Below are 22,645 nucleotides of genomic sequence, written 5' to 3'. Positions count from 1 at the left end.
CTGTGCCAGCGGCCCTCAACGCTCCACGCACGGGGACCTGCGGTTTGACACGGAGACCGTCGGGAGCGTCCGCCATGCCGCCCTCGTGGCGGAGAGGGCTGCGGCCTCGCGGGCCGTGGCCTCGACGCTGGTCCGGTCCGTCCCGGCGCTTCTTGCCATGCTGCAGAGCCACGAGGCGGCGGGGGAGTTGGAGCAACGCCTCGTGGAGTGCGCCGTCCGGGCCGAGCGTCGGGGCAATGCCCTCTTCTTCCACGACCGGCCACCAACACGGGCAGAATGCAGCGAGGTGGTGGAGCAGGACGCCTGTGGCAAGCCCGTCACCCGGGCCATGCAACTGGGACGGCGGAAGCACGTGCTCGCGCTGGAGTGCGCCCGCGAGGTGCTGGAGGCGCTGTGGCCCGCGCCCTTCAGCATCGAGCAGCGCTATCGCTACTATCCACATGCCAAGGTCGTGGAGACCATCAGTCGGGAGAAGGAAGCGCGCCTCATCGCCGAGGACTGCACCGGGGAACTCCGGGGGACCATCAAGCCGGACCTCGTCCTCCATGCGGATCGCAACCTGCTGAAGGCGGCACTCATCCTGGACTTCAAGTTCCCCTGCCCTGAGACCAATCAGGCAGAGTGGACGAAGTATGGAAGAAACAGTGTCTACTTCGGCCAGAAGCAAGGCGACCTCTACAGAGAGGCGCTGGACGGGCGCGCCTTGATGATCTCGCCACGTGAGGGCGTGGTGAGTCCATGAGGGAGAACATTCCCATCTTCCGCCTTCGCTCCTCCTACGACGACAGGCTCGTGGCCCGCGACGGCATCGTTGTCTCCTTCTTCATCCACCGTGAACACGAAGAGGTAGCTCCCGCCATCTGGCGCGCCTTGCAGACCTACCTTCATGCAATTCCTCCCAACTCACTGAGCTGGTATCCCACGGACGATGGTGATTGGGACCCACTTGATGACAAGGGGTGGGAGGTCATACGCAAGGAGATGTTCGAACGCCCCTCGGCACTCGCCTGGAGCGTCGGGTTGTTCGAGGATCCCGGCGAGTCTCGTGACTATATGTTCGAGTACTACGGGCGGCGACTCGATGACCCTTTCTACGAAGCCCCCGCCACGACGGTGTCCTTCACGTTCCCCACCGAATATCTCCTGGAGCATGGTCCGGACCACTTCCGCGCCTTGGTCTTCAAGCTCGCGTGGGAGCTGCCCTTCAGCTTCGGCTACGCCAGCCTCGCCGTCGTCAAACACCACGGCATCTGGGGCTCGCCTGATTTCGAGCTCCTCGATGCGTTCCTCACCCGCTACCTGGGCATGGACTTCTACCATGTGAGGGATACCAGTTCGCGCATCGGCGCCCAGGCCCGGAGCGCCTCCTGGCTCACCTTCCTGGGGCAACCCCTGCTCGGCCGGCTCGGCGGTATCGAAAGCCTGCGACGCGCACTTCCCTTCCCGGAGGTCTCCCTCCTGTCCCTGGACAGCCAACGCCTGATGATCACCCTGAGCGAGTGGCCTGATGCCATCGACACCGAGAAGGGCGGTATCCCGCCCCAGTACCGGGCGCTGGCGCTCCAACTGAAACCCTTCGTCTACAAAGAGGACCCCAGGTTCGCCCCGGACTACAACTACCAATGGATCCTGCGGCTCGGCCGGTGAGCACACTGTTCTCCCAGTCCTGGATAAGGATGCGTCATGTCTCTGTCTGGGTGGCCTGTGCCCTGCTGACGGCCTGTGCCAGCGGCCCCCGGCGTTCCACGCGCGGGGACCTGCGGCTCGACACGGAGACCGTCGGGAGCGTCCGTCATGCGGCCCTCGTGGCGGAGAGGGCTGTGGCCTCGCGGGCGGTGGCCTCGACGTTGGTCCAGTCCGTCCCAGCGCTTCTTGCGATGATGCAGACCCACGAGGCGGCGGGAGAGTTGGAGGAGCGCCTCGCGGAGTGTGCCGTCCGGGCCGAGCGTCGGGGCAATGCCCTCTTCTTCCACGACCGGCCACCGACACGGGCTGAGTGCGGCGAGGTGGTGGAGCAGGACGCCTGCGGCAAGCCCGTCACCCGGGCCATGCAACTGGGACGGCGGAAGCATGTGCTCGCGCTGGAGTGCGCGCGCGAGGTGCTGGAGGCGCTGTGGCCCGCGCCCTTCAGCATCGAGCAGCGCTATCGCTACTATCCAAATGCCAAGGTCGTGGAGACGATGAGCCGGGAGAAGGAAGCGCGCCTCATCGCCGAGGACTGCACCGAGGAGCTCTGGGGAACCATCAAGCCGGACCTTGTCCTCCATGCGGATCGCAACCTGCTGAAGGCGGCGCTCATCCTGGACTTCAAGTTCCCCTGCCCTGAGGACAATCCGCCCCGCTGGACCAAGTATGGAGGCAGCAGTCCCTATGCCAACCAGTCTCAACGGGATGTCTACCAGACAGCGTTGGGCGGGCGAGCACTCCTCATCTCACCGGTCAAGGGAGTATTGCCGCCATGAACGAGGCTTTTCCTGTCATCCGGCTACACGGCAAGCGCGGTTGGCTCACGGGGCGTGACGGCGTTGTTCTCTGCTTCTTCATCCACCGTGAACACAAAGAAGTGGCTCCCGCCATATGGCGTGCCGTGCAGACCTACGTCCAGGCCATCCCTCCCCATTCACTGAATTGGTACGTGTCTGATGACGGCGACATGGTCCCGCTCGATGACAAGGGTTGGGAGCACAACCGGCAGGAGATGCTTGGACGTCCCTGGAGAGCCGCCATGACCGCCGAGTTGTTGGAGAGCGACAGCGAGACCGGGGGCTACCAGGTCGAATATTACGGTCGGCGACTCGACAGCCCCTTCCATGAAGACCCCGCCACCGCGGTGTCCTTCACGTTTCCCACCGAGTTCCTGCTGGAGCACGGACCGGACCACCTGCGCGCCCTGGCCTTCAAGCTCGCGTGGGAGCTGCCCTTCAGCTTCGGCTACGCGAGCTTCGCCATCGTCGCGCCCCACGGGTACTGGGGCGCATCGGACTGGACACTCCTTGATGCGCTCCGAGATCGCTATCCAGGTCTGGACCTCTATCATGTGGACGATACCAGCGCGGTCATCGGCCCCCATGCCCGGAGCGCGTCCTGGCTCACCTTCGTGGGCCAGCCCCTGCTGGGACAGCTCGGCGGCAGTGAGGGCCTGCGGCATGCACTCCCCTTCCCAGAGGTCTCCGTGCTCTCCCTGGACAGTCAACGCGTGATGCTGTCCCTGGGTGAATGGCCCGACACCATCGACACCCAGAAGGGCGGCATCCCGCCCCAATACCGCGCGCTGGCACACCGGCTTGAGCCTTTTGTCTACAAGGAGCACAGCGACGAGCCCCTGAGATACCTGCACACCTGGCTCCGGCGGCTCAGCCAGTAAGCCGGCGCGTCAGCGCGCCTGCGGCCAGGGCGACAGCTTCTCCGCTTCGTACTTCCCGAGCAGCGCGTGGGTCTCCTTCGCCGCCTCCTCCACCTCCGCGCGGGTCAGCCCCTTGGGCAGCTGCGGAACCACGGTCGGGAAGGGCCCGTCGAAGACGAGCAGGTTCTCCATCTCCAGCGGGTCGTTCTTCATGTCGTAGAGCTCCCACTCGTCCGCGTGCTCCCCGGACGGGTCCCACGTGCGCGCGAGCTTCCAGCGCGGCGTTCGCACGCAGCGGATGTGATTCGGCTGGCACACCGCGCCGGGCTTCAGTCCGGGCACCTTGCCCGCCCGCGTGCTGCCCTCGCGCAGCGCCTCCACCGCGCGCGCGTACACGGAGAACAGCGCGTCGTCGTGCATCTGGTGCGGATCCCCGGTGCGCGGCAGCGGCTCCGTGATTTCGTCGTCGGTGATGAAGAGCACGCCCTCTCGCGGGGTGCCATTGGGCTCCGTGACGGTCTTCGTCTCTCCGCGCGCGAGCGGGCTCAGGTCCGCGCCGACGAAGGGCGGCACTGGCCGGTGCAACCGCAGGTCCGTGCGGATGGCCGCGAGTTCCTCACGCGGAATGCCCGCCAACCCCAGCAGCGTGGGCGCCACGTCCGCGTGGCTCGTGAGCGCGTCGATGTAGCGCGTCTCCTGCGCCTGGGGGAACTGCACCACCAGCGGCACGTGCAGCGCCTCCTGGTAGGACGTGTGCCACTTCTCCATCAGGTAGCCGTGGGCGGCGCCGTATTCCCCGTGGTCGGAGAGGAACACCACCAGCGTGTTCTTTCGCAGGCCGCTGTCATCGAGCGTCTGGAGCACCCGCGCGATGTGCCCGTCCACCAGGGAGATGAGCCACGCGTAGTACTGCTGGAAGCGCAGCGCCGCCTCGTCCGGATCCGCCGTGAGCTGGAAGGGGATGCCCGAGTTGAGCGTGACCGTCACCGGGTCGATGCCCTCCTTCGCCTGGTGCAGCGTCAGCCCCGTCTTCGCCGCGAGCGCCAGCCCCAGCTTGTACGCGTAGTCGCGCTGACAGCTCGGCTTGTTGGCCAGCGTGTCACGCAGGTTCGTCGGTAGGTTCGCGTTCTCCTGCGGGAACCCCAGCGGGTTCAGCGGCACCGTGAAGGTGCCCGCCACCGGCGTGACGGACGGCTGGCCCTCGGCCGGCACCACCAGCGGCCCCAGCTTGGGGGAGGAAGGATCCAACTGCCGCGGCAGGATGGGATACGTCGCGATGTCATGCGGGTTGGTGAACGACGCGACCGCGAACCACGGCTGCACGCTCCCGTCCGGCGCCTCCGCCCGGGGTGCCGCATACGACTGGTTCGCGAGCGCGCGGTTGTAGGGCTGTCCCAAGGCCATCCTTCGCAGGAAGTCACACGTGAGGTCCGCGAAGCCCACGTCGCGGAAGGCGCCCAGGTTGTTGATGGAGGCCCCGTGCGGCTCCGGATACGACAGCTCCCAGTCGTCAAAGCCATACCGCTGGAGCGTGTGCTCCGGCGGATTGCTCACGTGCCACTTGCCGAAGTAGTGCGTGTGGTAGCCGGCCTTCTGGAACCAGTGGCCCAGCGTCGGAATCCCATCCGCCGCGAGCCACGGGAAGGCCGCCGCGTCACCGCTCTTGAACAGGCCGTCCGTCTGCGTGACGCCCGTGCGCGTGCCGTACTGCCCCGTGTAGATGACCGCGCGGCTGGGCGTGCACGCCGACGCCGCGATGGTGTGGTTGCGGAAGACCGCGGCGTTCTGGCGCAGCGCCTCGAAGCCAGGGAAGAACTTCCGGAAGGGGTTGTCCTCCCCGCCCTCCGTCACGAACCCCAGGATGTCCTTGAGGCCCGGCAGGAAGCCGCCATCCGGGCCATAGGCGAAGCGGGGGAACTGGAGCTGGTCGACCGTGAGCAGCAGGATGTTGGGACGCGTGGGCATGAAGCCTCCTGCGTCCCACCTGAGCATGCGCCGTGCCGGGCCCCTGGAAGCCCACCGCGCCCGCGGACGCACGCCCCTTCACGGCGCGGGCCGCGTCCCTGATGAACGCGGCCGCGTCCCGCAGGGTGCGGCCGTCACCGCCGCTTCAGCTCGGCGTGCGCGACACGTCCGTCGGCGTCGCGGCATGCGACGCGGTGTGGCGGGGCAGCCAGACGTTGAAGGTGGAGCCGTCGCCCGCCTTGCCCGTGGACTCCGCCCAGATGCGGCCGCCGTGCTGCTCCACGATGCCCTGGCTGATGGTCAGCCCCAGCCCCAGGCCTCCGTACTTGCTGCCGTGCGCGCGGCCGAAGCGCTCGAAGATGAGCCGCTGCTTCTCAAGGGGGATGCCCACCCCCTGGTCCTTCACGCACAGGTGCACGCCGGTGTCGCCCTCCGCCACCAGGCGCACCACCACCTGCCCACCCTCGGGCGAGTAGCGGATGGCGTTGGACAACAGGTTCGTCAGCACCTGGTCCAACCGCCCGCGGTCCCACGTGCCCTCCAGGTGGTCCGGCACCTCCACCTTCAGCTCGTGCGTCTGCGACAGCACCGCCATCCGGTCCCGCGTCTCCACCACGAGCTGGGACAAATCAAACCGCTCCAGCTCCAACGACAGACGCCCGGCCTGCAGGCGGCTGATGTCCAGCAGGTCCTCCACCAGCTTCGCCATCCGGTCGATCTGCCGGTTGATGATCTGCAGCGACTTGCCGGGGCCGGCCTCCGTCTGCCCGCCCAGCTTCAGCAGCGCCAGGTGCGCGTGGCCCTTCGCGGCCGCCAGCGGCGTGCGCAGCTCGTGGCTCGCGGCGGCGAGGAACGCGTCCTTCGCCTCGCTCGCCAGCCGCAGCGCCGTCTCCGCCCGCTGACGCTCCGTGATGTCACGCGCCACGGAGATGAAGCGGCCCGGGCCCTCGCCCTCCGCCACGTACTGGAGCACCACCTCCACCGGCACCTCCGTGCCGTCGCGGCGCCGGTGGTTGGTGGAGTACGTCTGTGACGGCAGCGTGCCGGACATCAGCGGCGCCAGCAGCTTGCGGAAGCCCGTCTCGTCGAAGGCGCTCTCCACCTCCAGCACCGACAGGCCCACCAATTCATCCACGCTGGAGTTGAGCTGCTTGGCCGCGCCCGCGTTGGCGTACGCGAGCGTGAGCGTGTCCGGGGAGAACATCAGGACGCAGTCCAGCGTCGCGTCCAGCGTCGTCTTGAAGCGCCCCAGCGCCTCCTCCGCGCGGCGCTTGTCGTCGATGTCCGTGGCGATGGCCAGCCACCCCACCAGCGCCCCGTGCTCGTCGTGCTCCGGCACCGCGCGCGCCAGGTGCCAGCGGTAGACGCCGTCCTTGCGCCGCAGCCGGAACTCGTTCGCGCTGCCCTGCACCTGCATGGACACGGCCTCGCCCCACTCGCCGCGCATCCGCTCGCGGTCCGCCGGGTGCACGTCCTGCAGGAAGGCCGCGAGCGACAGCTCATAGCCCTCCTGGTGGCCGGTGTAGTCGCGCCACGCCCGGTTGGCGTACGTCAGCGCCCCGTCGGCGCGCGCGGCCCACATGGGCTCCGGCAGGGACTCCGTGAGGCGCCGGTAGCGCAGCGCGCTCTGGCGCTCCAGCATCTCTCGGTCGCGCTGACGCAAGAGCGCCGCCTGGCGCTGGAGCTGCTGCTCCTTGAGGAACAGGTCCACGAAGACGCTGACCTTCGAGCGGAGGATCTCCGGGTCGAAGGGCTTGAGCAGGTAGTCCACCGCGCCGTGCGCGTAGCCCTTGAAGACGTGGGCCGCGTCACGGCTGAGCGCGGTGAGGAAGATGATGGGGATGGTGCGCGTGCGCTCGCGCTGCTTGATGAGCGCCGCCGTCTGGAACCCGTCCAGCCCCGGCATCTGCACGTCCATCAGGATGACCGCGAAGTCCCGCTGGAGCAGCTGCTTGAGCGCATCCTCGCCGCTCGTGGCCTTCACCAGCTCCTGGCCCAGGGGCTCGAGGATGGCCTCCAGGGCCAGCAGGTTGGCCGGGTGGTCATCCACCATCAGGATGGCCGCGCGCGGCGCGTGCGCGGCATCCTGGAGACGTTCCGGAGTGGGGTCTGTGGAGTTCATGTGCGCAGCGGGGGAGCGCTTGTGCCTTGAGGCCGAGACACGGCGGACAAGGCTAGGGCCGCCCCCTTCCATACGGAAGTGCAAAGGGGGCCCGACCGTGGATCGTCCTCGTTGAGTATCAAGCACTCACCCACAAGCGCACCAACTCCAGCAGCTTGTCGGTGTCCACCGGCTTGGGCAGGTAGTCGCTCGCGCCGGCCGCCATGCACTTCTCGCGGTCGTCCTTCAGCGCCTTCGCGGTGACGGCGATGATGGGGAGGCTGGCGTACTTGGGGTCCTTGCGGATGGCACGCATGGTCTCGTAGCCGTCCATCTCCGGCATCATCACGTCCATCAACACGACGTCCACGTCGTGGTGCTGGTTGAGCATCTCGATGGCCGCCCGCCCGTTCTCCGCGAAGACGACCTGCATGCTGTGGTTCTCCAGCACGCTGGTGAGCGCGAAGATGTTGCGCATGTCGTCATCCACCAGGAGGACCTTCTTGCCGGACAGCGGCGCGTCCTGGTCGTTGCGCTGCGCCAGGGCCGCGCGCGCGCGGGCCGGCAGGTTCTCATCCAGGCGATGCAGGAACAGCGCCGTGTCGCTCAGGAGCTGGTCCGGGCTCTTCGCGCCGCTCTTCAGGATGACGCTGCCGGTGTAGCGCCGCAGGCGGGACTCGTCCTTGGGCGTCAACTCCCGGCCGGTGTAGACGACGATGGGCAGGTCGCGGAAGCGCTGCTGCGTCTTCACCTCCTCCACCAGCTTGATGCCGTCCATGTCGGGCAGCAGCAGGTCGATGACGAGGCAGTCGTACTCGTTCTGCTCCAGCTTCTCGAGCGCCTCCTGGCCGGTGGCCACCGCGGTGACCTGCACGTCGCCGCCGTCGCTGAGCAGCTGGGTGAGGCTGTTGCGCTGGACGTCGTCGTCCTCGATGACCAGCAGTCGCCGCTCGCGGCGCTCCAGGAACCGCGACAGCTGGCCGAAGACGCGCTCCAGCCCCTCCTTGCTCACGGGCTTGGTGAGGTAGCCGAACGCGCCCTGGGTGTTGCCCAGGTGCTTGTCCATCACGCTGATGATGTGGACGGGGATGTGGCGCGTGCGCGGGTTGCGCTTGAGGCGGTCCAGCACGCTCCAGCCGTCCACCACGGGCAGCTGGATGTCCAGGGTGACGGCGTCCGGCTGGTACTCGTGCGCCATCGCGAGGCCGCTGTCGCCGCGGGTGGCGACCAGCGCCTTGAAGCCCTTCTCCCGCGCCATCTGCACCATGATGCGGGCGAACTTCAGGTCGTCCTCGATGATGAGCAGGGTGCGGTCGCCCTCGCGGATGTGCTCGCGGTCGTCCTCCACGACGACGGGCGCGTGCGTGCCCTCCACCGGCGGGGGCAGCGCGGCGTCCAGCACGTGCCCCTCCTTCTCCGCCACGGTGGGCGGCGGCGCGAGCACGGGCACCGGCGCCACGGCGACGGTCTCCGTCATGGCCCCCAGCGCGCGGGTGGCCGGGTCCACGGACTGCACGGCCTCGTCCTCGGAGCCCTGGTACTCGGGCGGCAGGTACAGGGTGAAGGTGCTGCCCTTGCCGGGTTCGCTCTCCAGCCGGATTTCACCGCCCAGCAGCTTGGCGATTTCACGGCTGATGGACAGGCCCAGGCCGGTGCCGCCGTACTTGCGCGCGGTGGAGCCATCCGCCTGCTGGAACGCCTCGAAGATGATGCGCTGCTTGTCCTTGGCGATGCCGATGCCGCTGTCCTTCACGGCGAAGGCGAGCACGTGGCGCGAACGGCGCAGCGCCTCGTGGTCGAAGCGCATGGACTTCTCCGCCAGGCGCACCGTGAGCTTCACCCCGCCCTCGTCGGTGAACTTGAAGGCGTTGGACAGCAGGTTCTTGAGGACCTGCTGCAACCGCTGCGGGTCCGTGCGCACGTGGCGCGGCGTGCCCGACAGCACCTCCACCTGGAAGCTGAGGCCCTTCTGGTCCGCCACCGGGCGGAAGCTGCGCTCGATGAACTGGTTGAGCTCCGTGAGGACGATGTCCCGCGGCTCCACCTGCATCTTGCCGGCCTCCACCTTGGACAGGTCGAGGATCTCGTTGATGAGGGTGAGCAGGTCTCCGCCGGACGCGTAGATGGTGTTCGCGTACTCGACCTGCTTGTTGGACAGGTTGCCGTCCTTGTTGTCCGACAGCAGCTTCGCGAGGATGAGCAGCGAGTTGAGCGGCGTGCGCAGCTCGTGGCTCATGTTCGCCAGGAACTCGCTCTTGTACTTGGAGATGATGGTGAGCTGCTCCGCCTTCTCCTCCAGGCTGACGCGCGCCAGCTCCACCTCGCGGTTCTTCTCTTCCACGCGGGTGTTCTGGTCCGCCAGCTCCTTCGCCTTGTCCTCCAGCTCGATGTTGGTGCGCTTGAGCTCGTCCTGCTGCTGCGTGAGCTCACGCGACTGGCTCTGGAGCTCCTGCGTCAGGCGCTGCGACTCGGAGAGCAGCGTCTCCGTGCGCATGTTCGCCATGATCATGTTCAGCACGACGCCGATGCTCTCCGTCAGCTGATCCAGGAAGATCTGGTGGATGGCGCTGAACGGGTGGAACGAGGCCAGCTCGATGACCGCCTTGACCTCGCCCTCGAAGAGGACCGGCAGGACGATGATGTTGAGCGGCGCGGCCTCACCCAGGCCGGACGCGATGGTGATGTAGTCCGACGGCACGCGCGTCAGGAGGATGGTCTTCTTCTCCAGCGCGCACTGCCCGACGAGCCCCTCGCCCAGCCGGAAGCGGTTGGCCAGGTGCTTGCGCTCCCGGTACGCGTAGGTGCTGGTCAGCTTGAGCGCGGGCACGCCGCCCTCGCTGTCGGCGAGGAAGAACGCGCCGTGGTGAGCGGACACCAGCGGCGTCAGCTCGCTCATGATGAGGCGGCTGACGGCGTCCAGGGACTTCTGGCCCTGCATCATGCCGCTGAACTTCGCCAGGTTCGTCTTGAGCCAGTCCTGCTCCTGGTTCTTCTGCGTGGTCTCACGCAGGTTGACGATCATCTGGTTGATGTTGTCCTTCAGCGCCGCGACCTCGCCCTCGGCGACGACCGTGATGCTGCGGGTCAGGTCGCCCTTCGTCACGGCGGTGGCCACGTCGGAGATGGCGCGCAGCTGGCTGGTCAGCGTACCGGCCAGCTGGTTCACGTTGTCGGTCAGCTGCCGCCACGTGCCGCGAGCGCCGGGCACGCGGGCCTGGCCGCCCAGCTTTCCTTCGATACCGACCTCGCGGGCCACCGTGGAGACCTGCTCCGCGAAGGTGCCCAGCGTGTCCGTCATGTTGTTGATGGTGTCCGCGAGCGCGGCCACTTCGCCCTTCGCGTCGACGATGAGCTTCTGGGTCAGGTCGCCGTTCGCGACCGCCGTCACCACGCGCACGATGCCGCGCACCTGCGTGGTGAGGTTGGAGGCCATGAAGTTCACGTTGTCCGTGAGGTCCTTCCACGTGCCGGCGACCCCGGGCACGCGGGCCTGTCCCCCCAGCTTCCCTTCCACGCCGACCTCGCGGGCCACGGAGGACACCTGTTCCGCGAAGATGCCCAGTGTGTCGGTCATGTTGTTGATGGTCTCCGCGAGCGCGGCCACTTCGCCCTTCGCGTCCACCACCAGCTTTTGCTTCAGGTCGCCGTTCGCCACCGCGGTCACGACCTTGACGATGCCGCGCACCTGCGTGGTGAGGTTGCGGGCCATGAAGTTCACGTTGTCCGTGAGGTCCTTCCACGTGCCGGACACGCCCTTCACTTCCGCCTGCCCACCCAGCTTGCCTTCGGCGCCCACCTCGCGAGCGACGCGGGTCACTTCGGAGGCGAAGCTGTTGAGCTGATCCACCATCGTGTTGATGGTGTTCTTCAGCTCCAGGATTTCACCCTTCGCGTCGACGGTGATCTTCTTCGACAGGTCACCGTTCGCCACCGCCGTCGTCACCAGCGCGATGTTTCGCACCTGGCTGGTGAGGTTGGAGGCCATGCTGTTCACGTTGTCCGTGAGGTCCTTCCACGTGCCGGCGACGCCGGGCACCGCGGCCTGACCACCCAGCTTGCCGTCCGTACCCACTTCCTTGGCGACGCGGGTCACTTCGGAGGCGAAGGCGCGGAGCTGGTCCACCATCGTGTTGATGGTGCTCTTCAGCTCGAGGATTTCACCCTTCGCCTCGACGGAGATCTTCTGGGACAGGTCGCCGTAGGCCACCGCGGTGGTGACCTTCGCGATGTTTCGCACCTGGTCGGTGAGGTTCGCGGCGAGGACGTTCACGTTGTCCGTGAGGTCCTTCCACACGCCCGCGACCCCGGGCACCGCGGCCTGGCCGCCCAGCTTGCCCTCGGTACCGACCTCCTTGCCGACGCGCGTCACTTCGGAGGCGAACGCGCGGAGCTGGTCCACCATCGTGTTGATGGTGTTCTTCAGCTCCAGCACCTCGCCCTTCACGCTCACCGTGATCTTCTGGGACAGGTCGCCGTTCGCCACCGCCGTCGTCACCTTGGCGATGTTGCGGACCTGGTCCGTGAGGTTGCCGGCGAGGACGTTCACGTTGTCGGTGAGGTCCTTCCACACGCCGGACACGCCCTTCACGTCGGCCTGACCGCCCAGCTTTCCTTCGGTACCGACTTCCTTGGCGACGCGGGTCACTTCGGCGGCGAACGCGCGGAGCTGATCCACCATCGTGTTGATGGTGCTCTTGAGCTCCAGCACCTCGCCCTTCGCATCGACGGTGATCTTCTTCGACAGGTCGCCGTTCGCGACCGCCGTGGTCACCTCGGCGATGTTTCGCACCTGGGCCGTGAGGTTGTTGGCCAGCAGGTTCACGTTGTTGGTGAGGTCCTTCCAGGTGCCGGCGACGCCGGGCACTTCCGCCTGGGCGCCCAGCTTGCCTTCCACGCCCACCGTGCGCGCCACGTCCGTCACCTGCTGCGCGAAGACGGACAGCGTCTGCGTCATCGCGTTGATGGTGTCCGCGAGCGCGGCGATCTCACCCTTCGCCTCCATCACCAGCTTCTGGGACAGGTCACCGTCGGCGACCGCCGTCACGACCTTGACGATGCCTCGCACCTGGGTGGTGAGGTTGAAGGCCATGCTGTTGACGTTGTCCGTCAGGTCCTTCCAGACGCCGGACACGCCCTTCACGTCGGCCTGGCCACCCAGCTTGCCGTCCGTACCCACTTCCTTCGCGACGCGGGTCACTTCGGCGGCGAACGCGCGGAGCTGGTCCACCATCGTGTTGATGGTGCTCTTCAGCTCCAGCACCTCGCCCTTCGCATCGACGGTGATCTTCCGGGACAGGTCGCCCTTCGCGACGGCCGTGGTCACCTCGGCGATGTTACGGACTTGATCGGTGAGGTTGTTCGCCAACAGGTTCACGTTGTTGGTGAGGTCCTTCCACGTGCCGGCCACACCGGGCACCACGGCCTGGGCGCCCAGCTTGCCTTCCACGCCCACCGTGCGCGCCACGTCCGTCACCTGCTGCGCGAAGATGGAGAGCGTCTGCGTCATCGCGTTGATGGTGTCCGCGAGCTCCGCGACCTCGCCCTTGGCCTCCATCTTCAGGCGCTGGGTGAGGTCGCCGTTCGCGACCGCGGTCACGACCTTGGCGATGCCTCGCACCTGCGTGGTGAGGTTGGACGCCATGAAGTTCACGTTGTCCGTGAGGTCCTTCCACGTGCCGGACACGCCCTTCACGTCGGCCTGACCGCCCAGCTTGCCGTGCGTACCGACCTCGCGCGCGACGCGGGTCACTTCGGAGGCGAAGCTGTTGAGCTGATCCACCATGGTGTTGATGGTGTTCTTCAGCTCCAGGATTTCACCGCGCGCATCGACGGTGATCTTCTTGGACAGGTCACCGGTGGCCACCGCCGTCGTCACCAGGGCGATGTTGCGCACCTGGGTGGTCAGGTTGGAGGCCATGCTGTTCACGTTGTCGGTGAGGTCCTTCCACGTGCCGGCGACACCGGGCACCGCGGCCTGACCGCCCAGCTTGCCGTCCGTACCCACTTCCTTGGCGACGCGGGTCACTTCGGAGGCGAATGCGCGGAGCTGGTCCACCATCGTGTTGAGCGTGCTCTTCAGCTCCAGCACCTCGCCCTTCACGTCCACGGTGATCTTCCGCGACAGGTCGCCATTGGCGACGGCGGTGGAGACCTCCGCGATGTTTCGCACCTGGCTGGTGAGGTTGGACGCCATCAGGTTCACGTTGTCCGTGAGGTCCTTCCACGTCCCCGCGGCGCCGGGCACCTGGGCCTGGGCGCCCAGCTTGCCCTCGACGCCCACCGTGCGCGCGACGCTGGTCACCTGCTGCGCGAACACGTTGAGCGTGTCCGTCATGTTGTTGAGCGTGGCGCCCAGCGCGGCGATCTCGCCCTGCGACGGCACCATCAGCTTCTGGGTCAGGTCCCCGTTGGCGACCGACGTCACCACCTTCACGATGCCGCGCACCTGCGTCGTGAGGTTGGACGCCATGAAGTTCACGTTGTCGGTGAGGTCCTTCCACGTGCCGGACACGCCGGACACGGCGGCCTGACCGCCCAGCTTTCCTTCGGTACCGACCTCGCGCGCGACGCGCGTCACTTCGGAGGCGAAGCTGTTGAGCTGATCCACCATCGTGTTGATGGTGCTCTTCAGCTCCAGCACCTCGCCCTTCACGTCCACGGTGATCTTCCGGGACAGGTCGCCGCGGGCGACGGCCGTGGTGACCTCCGCGATGTTTCGCACCTGCGCGGTGAGGTTGCCGGCGAGGACGTTCACGTTGTCGGTGAGGTCCTTCCACACGCCGGACACGCCCTTCACGTCGGCCTGGCCGCCCAGCTTTCCTTCGGTACCGACCTCCTTCGCGACGCGCGTCACTTCGGCGGCGAAGCTGTTGAGCTGATCCACCATCGCGTTCACGGTGGTGCCGATGCGGAGGAACTCGCCCTTCACGGGCTGGCCGTCGATCTCCAGCGCCATCTTCTGGGTGAGGTCGCCTTCGGCCACCGCCACCAGCACGCGGGCGACTTCCGTGGTGGGCTGCACCAGGTCGCCGATGAGCGCGTTGATGGACTGCACGCTGGTGGCCCAGTCGCCGCGCACGTCGCCCAGCGTCACGCGCTCGCCCATGCGGCCCTCGCGGCCGACGACGCGCTCCACGCGGACGATCTCGTGGGTGAGCGTGGAGTTGAGCGTCACCACCGCGTTGAACGCGCGGGCGATCTCATCCATCACCACGTCCTGCGCGCCCGACGGCAGCCGCACTGAGAAGTCACCGCCCTGCACGGCCCGGAGCGCCGCCAGCAGCTGCTGGAGCGGAGGGGGACCGCCGGCACGCAGGCCGTCGTCGGGCGTGATGCGACCGCCGCCGTTGCCATTGCGGCCCCGCGCGGGAGGACGACGGGTGGCCGCGGGCTCGACGGCGGCGCGCGGATCCACCGCGCTGCTCAACCGGTTGCTCGCGACGTTGGGGGTCGCGGGCGTGCGTGGCCCGGACCTGCCAGCCTCCTGTGCGGCGTCTGTCCCCGCCTTGCGGCCGTTGGCGCGCTTGCGGGAAGAGGAGGAGCTGGAAACCTTGGTGTCATCCACGAGTGAAACCCCTGAGCGGGAAGCGCTGCGACTGGAGCTGAAAAAAACAGCCCGCGAGCTCATGAACTTCCAATGAGTTCGCGGACTTGTCGAATCCAAAGCGGGGAGGAGAGGCCATCCTCTGTCAGGCACTGAACGGCGTGTCCGACTTCGGATCAGGGCATCCCCGGAAGCCCCGGAGCGGAGCCTCCAGATAACAGTTTCAGGGTGGCGTGGCTGTACACGGGAAGCCGTCGCACCCCTGCACATACAGTGCTCGGCCCGGGAGCCGCCGTGCAGGCGCGCGCGTCCGTGCGGGCATCTCCTGATGGGTGCCGGTGAGCACGTCGAAGCGGAGCGCGGCCGGTGCGGGTCTTCCCTCCTGGGGAGGCGCTTCGCCACAGGCGAGCAGGACCTGATCCGGGGCGTCCAACCACCAAAGGAACTCGACGGGACATGGAGCTTCCGCGCGGACGAGCGCCAGGGTGCGCGCATCGTAGACGAGCACACCGCCGCCCCACTCCACGGCCGCCAGCTGTCCGGCGGGCCCCACGGAGAGCCGACCTCCAGCGCCGGGCACCTGCGCCTGTCCCAGCACCTTGCCGTCCGGGGCCACGGAGACGAGCTGTCCGGCCGCATCCAGTGCAATCACACCGCCCGCGTGACCGATGAGCCATTCGGGTGGAGTGATGTCGCCGACCGGTTGGAGGCTGCCCTCCCGCTCCCGCAGCAGGTGCCCACCGGTGGCGACCCACAGGTGGCGCTCTCCGTCGAAGGCGAGCGCGGTGGCGCCAGGGAGCTCCAGCCGCGCGTGGGTGCCGTCCTCGCCGCAGACGGCGACGATGCGGGGCCCGAACACCGCCGCGCGCGACGCATCCGGCGCCACGGCCCAGCCCAGCCGCGTGGCTCCGGCGAGCTGTCGTGCAAGACAGTCATTGAGCGCGCCCAGGTACGCGTCACCGACGGGGGAGGCGATGAGGTACGGCAGGCTGGTGGTGGCGACGTAGAGCAGCAGGCCCAGGCCCGCGGCAATGACGAGCGTGAGCGGCCACGCGCGGGCGCTCGCACCGCGCAGGAGCCGTGCGCTCTTGCGACCCGCAGCCAGAGGCCCTTCCCGTCCGCCCACGCACCCTCCCTTCCGGACAGGAGGACAGCACAGAACTGGCGCGAAGAGGCGCCTGCGATGCGCGGGAGCCCTCCTGGGGGCCGGACAGTGCACACGTCGGAGTGCCCTCGCCCCCCTGCCCGGCGGGCCCTGCGGGCTGCCGACCTGGCATGTGCCGGCTTCCATCCCAGGGTTGCCGTGTCCGCTGATGCACACACCTTTATGGCTCAAGGGACGGGGAAAAGGATTCCAGACAATGCGACGCTCCATCACCACTGCAGCCCTGGCTTTCAGCTTCATGCTCTCCACTGCCGCGGTCGCCCAGCAGGTCGGCGACGGTTCGAGCTCCGGGACGACGCCCGGCTCTTCGGGGACCTCCTCGGGGATGACCCAGTCCGGGCAGACCGGCGGCGCGGGCTCCACCGGCACCTTCACGCCGGGCAGCACCAACTCCACGGGCGTGGACACCAACGGGACCGGTATCGGAGGTTCGGGCACCGGCACCGGGAGCACTTCCGGCACGGGCGACACCAGCGGCATCGGGACGGGTTCGGCGACGGGCACGGGCAGCAGCACGGGCATCGGGACGGGTTCGGCGACGGACACGGGCAGCAGCACGGGCACCGGTGGCTACACGTCGCCTTCCACCGGGACGAGCACGGGCACCTACGGGGGTTCGGGCACCGGGACGGTTGGCGGTGGCGGATCCAACAGCACCGGCACCATCGGCGGCAGCGGGACGGGCACCACGGGCTCCACCGCGCCCGGCACCGAAGGCACCAGCGGCGGCTCCGTCATCGACCCGGGCGGCACCGGCACGGGCGGCACCGGCACCAGCGGCGCGACGGGCACCACCGGCGGCGTGGGTGGCAGCGGCACCAGCGGCTCCGGGGGCACCATCGGTGGCGTGGGCGGCACCGGCACGGGCAGCTCCACCGGGACCTCGGGCGGCGTCGGCGGCCAGTAGCCTGCCCTGCACGCACCGCTGAAAGATGGCGCGGCCGCCAGCGGAGGGACCGCTGACGGCCGGCGCCATGTCTGTCTTTACTTCGGCGCGTCCAGGCAGGCCATGGCCCGGCCCACGTACTCCATCAGCTTCGGGTCGCGGCCCTGGCGTTGGGCCAGCTGGGGCTCCTGCTGGGACATCGTCTGGAGGGACTGCTGGATGCCGGGGTTGCCGCCGGTGAAGGCACGGATGAGCTCGCGCCAACGGGTGGCCAGCGCGCGCACCGGCTCGGTGGCGGGGTCGGTGCCCTTCTCCATCTCCTCGCGCATGCGGGCGATGAGGCGGGGCCACTCGGCCTCCACCTCCTTGATGGCGTCCTCGCCCATCGCCTGGCGACGGGCCTCCAGCTCCTTCAACTGCTCCGGGGTGTAGTACTTCTCGAACATGGTCATGGCCTCGAGGGTCTGAAGGAAGTCGTCGGCGGAGACGGGCTCCGCTGCGCGCAGCTGTCGTGCGATGGCATCCAGGCGCTCGCAGAGCTGGCGTTGCTCCGCGAGCTGCTCCCGTGCCCGCTGGAGCCGCAGCTCCACCACGCGCAGGGCGGAGAAGTCCGCCCGGCCCAGCGTCCCGGCGATCTCCTCCAACGAGAACCCGAGCTGCTTGAGCGACAGGATGTGATGCAGGCGGGCGATGTCCGCCGCCGTGTAGAGCCGATGCCCCGACGCCGTGTGCGCCGAGGGCTTGAGCAAGCCAATCTCGTCGTAGTGGTGCAGCGCGCGGACGGAGAGCCCCGTGCGCCGGGCCAGTTCACCGACCTTCAGTTCCGTGTGCTGCATGCCTCACCCCTTTCCAGCCACGTGTTTCCAAAGTGACTGGATGCGCTGGGTACAACCTCACGCCGCGTGAGGAGCAAGCGGGAAAAAGCACGGCGCCTCGCAAGGGGTCGCCAAGAGGTGACGTGACTTGGTAGGGTCCGCCCCGGTCCGGCGATGGCCGCCGGCTCCGCGCACCTCCAGGAGGCTTCCTCAATGAACCTGCCCCTTGTCGCCGACGCGGTCCCTGCCCCTTGCGTTCCGTGGGCGCTCGCCAGCTGAGCCGGTCCGAAACACCCTCCGTCGCAGCGCGAGCCCCGTTCCCGCCAGGCGTCCCGGCTTCCTCCGGCGCGCCCAGGCACCGCTCTGCCCGGAGTTCCTTCCGTGTCTCTTGAAACCCTCGGCTGGGGTCCCGATTTCGACCTCGCATTCTCCCACTCGCAGTCCCCTTCCCTCGTCCCCGGGCGCGTCGTGCGCCAACACCGGGGACTGCTCACCGTCCAGACGGCCGACCGGGCGTTCCTCGCCCGCGCCGCGGGGCGCCTCCTGCACCAGGCCGAGAGCGCCGAGTCACTGCCCACCATTGGCGACTGGGTCCTGCTGCAACCTCCGTCCTCCGGTGACGGAGAGGCCCTGATGCAGGCCGTGCTGACCCGCCGCAGCGTCCTCAAGCGACGCGAAGCGGGCAGCGAACACGACGGGCAGCTCATCGCCGCCAACGTGGACGTGGCGTTCCTCGTGATGGGGTTGGACGGCGACTTCAACCCACGCCGCATCGAACGGGCGCTCACGCTGGCCTGGAACAGCGGCGCCACGCCCGTCGTGCTCCTGAGCAAGGCGGACCTCGCCGCGGACGCGAACGCGCGCGTCGTGGAGGTGCAGGCCCTGGCGCCCGGCGTGGACGTGCTCGCGATCAGCGCGAAGGCGGGCCTGGGCATCGAGGAGGTGCGCTCGCGGCTTCCGGCCGGAAAGACGGGCGTGCTGCTGGGCTCGTCGGGCGTGGGCAAGTCCACGCTCGCCAACCGGCTGCTGGACGCCGCGCGGCTCGTCACCCAGCCCGTCCGTGAGGACGACGACAGGGGCCGGCACACCACCACGCACCGCGAGCTGTTCGTGCTGGACCAGGGCGGGCTCATCATCGACGGGCCCGGCATGCGCGAGCTGGGGCTGTGGGGCGAGGACGAGAAGGTGTCCCTGGCCCAGGCCTTCGCGGACGTCTTCACGCTGGCCGAAGGCTGCCGCTTCAATGACTGCGGACACGGGAACGAGCCGGGGTGCGCGGTGGTGGCGGCGGTCCAGGCGGGCACGCTCCCCGAGGAGCGGCGCGCCAACTTCGAGAAGCTCCTGCGCGAGCAGTCCTTCGCCGCCCGTCAGACGGACGCCGCCGCGCAGCGCGCGCACAAACGCGCCGAGCGTGCCCAGACGAACGCAGGCTGGCAGCGCACGCGCACCAAGCGGCGCGGCGAATAGACAGACATCCTCCGGGCGTGGCGCGGACCTGCGTGTTCCGCGCCGCGTCCCGGGGTGGCGTCAGAGGCCGGGGTTCGTCTCCGGCACGGAGCCGGACGGCGGCAGCGGCGGCGGGGTCGGAGCTCCGGGCGGCGGGGCGCTGTCTTCGTCCGGAGCCCTGGCGTCGTCGGGAACGCGGGCCGGCAATTCCTGGCGCGAGCCCGTGCCCGGCAGCAGCACCCCGCTCTGGTCGCCCGCGGCGCAGGCATAGGTCACCGTGCGCGAACCGATGAGGACGGTGGGGATCAGCGCGCCCACCGCCGCGCAGTTGCCCCGCTCCTCGTCCGTCCTGCCGGAGCCGGAGCACGCCGCCGCGCCAATCAGGGAGCCCGCCACCACCAGGCCCGCCTCGATGAGGAAGTCCGTGGGGAGCACCCGGCTCTGCGCCCAGGCCACACCGTGGGTGCACTCGCTGCCCGGCGACTTCGACACGGGGACCAGCCCCGCCACCGTGAACCACTGCCGGTCCGTGTGGGGCCCGCCCTCTTCGGGCCTCAAGTTCGTGACGATGCTGGTGCGATAGCAGCCCGTCTGCCCCAGCAGCAGCGCCGCCATGGATGCCGCCACCGCGTGTGCCTTCCGCATGCGTGTCCCCGTCCCGGTGAGTGACCGCGTGGATTCCGGTCAGGCCCCGTGCCTAGCCCGAAGCGGCGTGTCGCGGGAAGGGGGGAAGGTCCGTGAACCCGGCTTTGCGTCCCCGCTCACCGCCGCCGACGCGGGCTGACGGGCAGGCCCTCCAGCGCGGTCTCCACCATGCCGCGCAGCGCTGCCTCGTCCATCCCCGCCCGGCCCAGGGCCTCCAGTCCCCGGAACACCGCGAGCAGCATCGCCGCCAGCTTCCGGGGGTCCGCGCCCGCCGCCACGTCTCCGTGATGCCAGGCCTGCTCCAGGCACCGGGCGAAGTGCTCCTCCACGCCCTGGAGCGCCGCCAGCGCCCGGTCCGTCACGTCCGTCGCTCCCTGGCCTGACAGCTCCGCGGTGCCTCGCGCCAGCAGGCAGCCCCGGCGGCTGGGCCCGGCGGACGCGGTGGCCGCTCCCAGCAGGTACCGCCGCAGCCGCTCCAGGGCTCCGGCGTCCGGGCCCTCCAGCGCCTGCCGCACCGACTCCACCGAGTTCACACAGTACATGTCGAAGATGCGCAGGAAGAGCTGATGCTTGTCGCCAAAGGCCCCGTAGAGGCTGCCCTTGCCCAGCCCCGTGACCTTCATCAGGTCATCCATGGAGGTCGCCGCATAACCCTTGTTCCAGAACTGGTCGCGCACCGCGCGCAGCACCTGGGCCTCATCGAATGTCCGTGGCCGAGCCATGACAGGAAATTAAAAGTTATTGACCGCCCGGTCCACCATTCTTAGATATGGACCATCAAGTCCATAATTCTTCACCGAGAAGGAGCAGGACCATGGGCAGGCTCGACGGGAAGGTCGCGGTCGTGACGGGTGGAACCACGGGCATCGGCTTCGCGTCCGCGAAGCGCTTCGCGGCCGAGGGGGCGAAGGTGTTCCTCACCGGTCGCCGGCAGGCGGAGGTGGACCGGGCGGTGAAGGAGATTGGCCACGGCGCGGTGGGCGTCCAGGGAGACGTGTCGGTGATGGCGGACCTGGACCGGCTCTACGCGGTGGTGAAGGAGCAGGCGGGGCACCTGGACGTGGTGTTCGCCAACGCGGGCATCGGCAGTTTCGCGCCGCTGGGCGCCATCACCGAGGAGCACTTCGACCAGACCTTCGACGTCAACGTGAAGGGCATGCTGTTCACGGTGCAGAAGGCGCTGCCGCTGCTGAAGGACGGCGGGGCGGTCATCCTGACGTCCTCCATCGCGGGGTCCGACGGCACGCCCGCCTTCAGCGTCTACGCTGCCACCAAGGCCGCCAACCGCTCGTTCGCGCGCACCTGGGCGTCAGACCTGAAGGCGCGCCACATCCGCGTGAATGCCATCAGCCCGGGCCCCATCGACACGCCGGGACTCACGGGGCTGCTACCCGACGCGGAGCAGGCGGCGCAGCTCAAGCAGCAGCTGACGTCCACCATCCCGCTGGGCCGCATGGGCGAGCCGGACGAGGTGGCCAAGGTGGCGGTGTTCCTCGCCACCGATGACAGCAGCTTCGTCAACGGCGCGGAGCTGTTCGTGGACGGCGGCTCCGCGCAGGTCTAGGTGTCTTCGGGAGTCGACCCGCCCAGCTTGCGCAGCTTCGCGGCGAAGGGGCTCTCGCCGTTCACCGGCAGGGGCCCTCCGGCCTGGCGCTGGCGGCGCTCCAGCGCGAGGGGGCCCTCGGGGGGGCCTTCCAGCGCTTCCTTCTCGAAACGGTCCTGGCCGCCCAGCACGCGCCCCACGGGGCGGGACGAGCCGACACGGCGGTAGGGATCCACGGACATGGCTTTGACCTCCGGGTGACCGCTCCGTTCTACCGCGCTTCGTCCCCCGGCGCATCCCACCCCCGGGGGTCCTCCAGCGCCCCGCCGATGTGCCGGAGCACCCGCGCCGCCAGGTCCACGTCGATGAGGCGCGCGTCCCAGGTGCAGGTGAGCGTCATCCCCTTCCCCGGCACCAGCGCCCCGGCCTCCACCACCGGCACGTCCCGCACCCTTCCTGGCGCCAGCAGCAGGGGCACGCGGGTGTAGGGCACCATCGCCACGAAGCCCTGCTCCAACCCCAGCGAGCCCAGGTTCGTCACCGCCACGGAGCCGAACGGATCCAAGGGCATCCCCACCCGGCGCAGGTTGACGTTCAGCCCGTACCAGACGAACGACAGCAGCCGCAGCGCGGGGCCCATCAGCCAGCCGGGCAGGAGCGACGAGCGGCGCTTGCCCCGTTCAATCTCCACGTCCTCGCGCGCCCGCACGCGCGACACCTTCGCCTCCAGCGCGTCCGCCAGGGCCTCCAGCGACAGCGCGTCCGCGCGGTGCACGGTGGCCGTCGTCAGGTCCACCCGCGACGACCCCTGCGCCGGCTGCACCACCAACACGCAGACGCCCACGTCCTCGCGGTGCCAGGGGCGCTGGCCGCGCAGCACGACGTTGGCTTCAGGGTGGCGGCGCAGCGCGTCCGCGGCGGCCTTCGCCACCAGGTGCGTCACCGTCAGCCTCCGGCCCGTGCGCTCGCGGTGCGCGGCCATGAACGCCAGGGCCGGCTCCATGCGCAGCTCCAGCGACGCATAGGACGACGGGTCGCGCGGCGCCCGCCACGTGCCCAGCGCGAGCTTGCGGAAGGCGCCGGCGGGCGGCGCGGGTTTCAGGTCCAGGTTCACGTAAAGGAGGCTCGCGCCATCGCACGCGGGAGGACGGGGTGCAACCGGGCACCCGCCCCTGTTAGACACGACCCCACCG

16 protein-coding genes are annotated in these 22,645 nt (G+C 68.9%); 7 read left to right on the top strand and 9 right to left on the bottom strand.

Going from position 1 to position 22,645, the window contains the following annotated elements; translation table 11 throughout:
• Nucleotides 1–157: 157 nt before the first annotated feature.
• Genes D7V97_RS07905 through D7V97_RS07890 form a run of 4 tightly spaced genes read left to right on the top strand, consistent with a single transcriptional unit; the run spans nt 158 to nt 3,364 of the window.
• Nucleotides 158–742: a hypothetical protein gene (locus D7V97_RS07905; protein WP_233582570.1), complete on the top strand. Its 585-nt coding sequence runs from the start codon at nt 158–160 to the stop codon at nt 740–742.
• Complete coding sequence (locus D7V97_RS07900) at nt 739–1,647, top strand: type VI immunity family protein (protein ID WP_233582569.1); 909 nt, start codon at nt 739–741, stop codon at nt 1,645–1,647. The genes D7V97_RS07905 and D7V97_RS07900 overlap by 4 nt, the downstream gene beginning before the upstream one ends.
• A gap of 29 nt (nt 1,648–1,676) precedes the next feature.
• Nucleotides 1,677–2,462, top strand: a complete 786-nt coding sequence (locus D7V97_RS07895) for a hypothetical protein (RefSeq protein ID WP_120609998.1) — start codon at nt 1,677–1,679, stop codon at nt 2,460–2,462.
• Nucleotides 2,459–3,364 (top strand): DUF3396 domain-containing protein, encoded by a 906-nt coding sequence (locus D7V97_RS07890; RefSeq protein WP_120609990.1) that lies wholly within the window; start codon nt 2,459–2,461, stop codon nt 3,362–3,364. The genes D7V97_RS07895 and D7V97_RS07890 overlap by 4 nt, the downstream gene beginning before the upstream one ends.
• Before the next feature lie 9 nt (nt 3,365–3,373).
• On the opposite strand, the gene D7V97_RS07885 is transcribed toward D7V97_RS07890, so the two are convergent.
• From D7V97_RS07885 to D7V97_RS07870, 4 genes are all read right to left on the bottom strand, one after another.
• On the bottom strand, nt 3,374–5,308 hold the full coding sequence (locus D7V97_RS07885; protein ID WP_120609989.1) for a sulfatase-like hydrolase/transferase: 1,935 nt from the start codon (nt 5,306–5,308) through the stop codon (nt 3,374–3,376).
• A 145-nt stretch (nt 5,309–5,453) separates the two neighbouring features.
• Nucleotides 5,454–7,430, bottom strand: coding sequence for an ATP-binding protein (locus D7V97_RS07880; protein WP_199728739.1), 1,977 nt, complete (start codon nt 7,428–7,430; stop codon nt 5,454–5,456).
• 118 nt (nt 7,431–7,548) lie between these two features.
• Nucleotides 7,549–14,973 (bottom strand): HAMP domain-containing protein, encoded by a 7,425-nt coding sequence (locus D7V97_RS07875; protein ID WP_120609987.1) that lies wholly within the window; start codon nt 14,971–14,973, stop codon nt 7,549–7,551.
• Between the two features lie 202 nt (nt 14,974–15,175).
• Nucleotides 15,176–16,078, bottom strand: a complete 903-nt coding sequence (locus D7V97_RS07870; RefSeq protein WP_120609986.1) for a hypothetical protein — start codon at nt 16,076–16,078, stop codon at nt 15,176–15,178.
• Between the two features lie 235 nt (nt 16,079–16,313).
• Here D7V97_RS07870 and D7V97_RS07865 point away from each other — a divergent pair, with 235 nt between their 5' ends.
• Nucleotides 16,314–17,024: a hypothetical protein gene (locus D7V97_RS07865; protein ID WP_147444739.1), complete on the top strand. Its 711-nt coding sequence runs from the start codon at nt 16,314–16,316 to the stop codon at nt 17,022–17,024.
• Between the two features lie 77 nt (nt 17,025–17,101).
• Here the strand turns inward: D7V97_RS07865 and D7V97_RS07860 are convergent, their stop codons facing one another.
• A complete protein-coding gene (locus D7V97_RS07860) occupies nt 17,102–17,839 on the bottom strand; it encodes a MerR family transcriptional regulator (protein WP_120609984.1) in 738 nt (245 codons plus the stop codon).
• 360 nt (nt 17,840–18,199) lie between these two features.
• Between D7V97_RS07860 and rsgA the strand changes: the two genes are divergently transcribed.
• Nucleotides 18,200–19,285 carry a ribosome small subunit-dependent GTPase A gene (rsgA, locus tag D7V97_RS07855; protein WP_120609983.1) on the top strand — a complete coding sequence of 362 codons (1,086 nt, stop codon included), beginning with the start codon at nt 18,200–18,202 and terminating at the stop codon, nt 19,283–19,285.
• A 60-nt stretch (nt 19,286–19,345) separates the two neighbouring features.
• On the opposite strand, the gene D7V97_RS07850 is transcribed toward rsgA, so the two are convergent.
• On the bottom strand, nt 19,346–19,909 hold the full coding sequence (locus D7V97_RS07850; protein ID WP_120609982.1) for a hypothetical protein: 564 nt from the start codon (nt 19,907–19,909) through the stop codon (nt 19,346–19,348).
• A 116-nt stretch (nt 19,910–20,025) separates the two neighbouring features.
• Nucleotides 20,026–20,631, bottom strand: coding sequence for a TetR/AcrR family transcriptional regulator (locus D7V97_RS07845; RefSeq protein WP_120609981.1), 606 nt, complete (start codon nt 20,629–20,631; stop codon nt 20,026–20,028).
• A 92-nt stretch (nt 20,632–20,723) separates the two neighbouring features.
• On the opposite strand from D7V97_RS07845, the gene D7V97_RS07840 reads away from it, so the two are divergent.
• Complete coding sequence (locus tag D7V97_RS07840; protein WP_120609980.1) at nt 20,724–21,473, top strand: SDR family NAD(P)-dependent oxidoreductase; 750 nt, start codon at nt 20,724–20,726, stop codon at nt 21,471–21,473.
• Here D7V97_RS07840 and D7V97_RS07835 read toward each other — a convergent pair.
• Nucleotides 21,470–21,694 (bottom strand): hypothetical protein, encoded by a 225-nt coding sequence (locus tag D7V97_RS07835; protein ID WP_120609979.1) that lies wholly within the window; start codon nt 21,692–21,694, stop codon nt 21,470–21,472. The two genes, D7V97_RS07840 and D7V97_RS07835, sit on opposite strands and share 4 nt — an antisense overlap.
• 29 nt (nt 21,695–21,723) lie before the next feature.
• Nucleotides 21,724–22,566 (bottom strand): 2-oxo acid dehydrogenase subunit E2, encoded by an 843-nt coding sequence (locus D7V97_RS07830; protein ID WP_120609978.1) that lies wholly within the window; start codon nt 22,564–22,566, stop codon nt 21,724–21,726.
• Nucleotides 22,567–22,645: the final 79 nt, after the last annotated feature.

Origin of the sequence: Corallococcus sp. CA053C (assembly GCF_003611675.1) — a bacterium.
In the GTDB taxonomy this organism is placed as follows: Bacteria; Myxococcota; Myxococcia; order Myxococcales; family Myxococcaceae; genus Corallococcus.
Note: the sequence above shows the minus strand (reverse complement) of the source record. Positions and strands in the feature narration are given on the sequence as shown.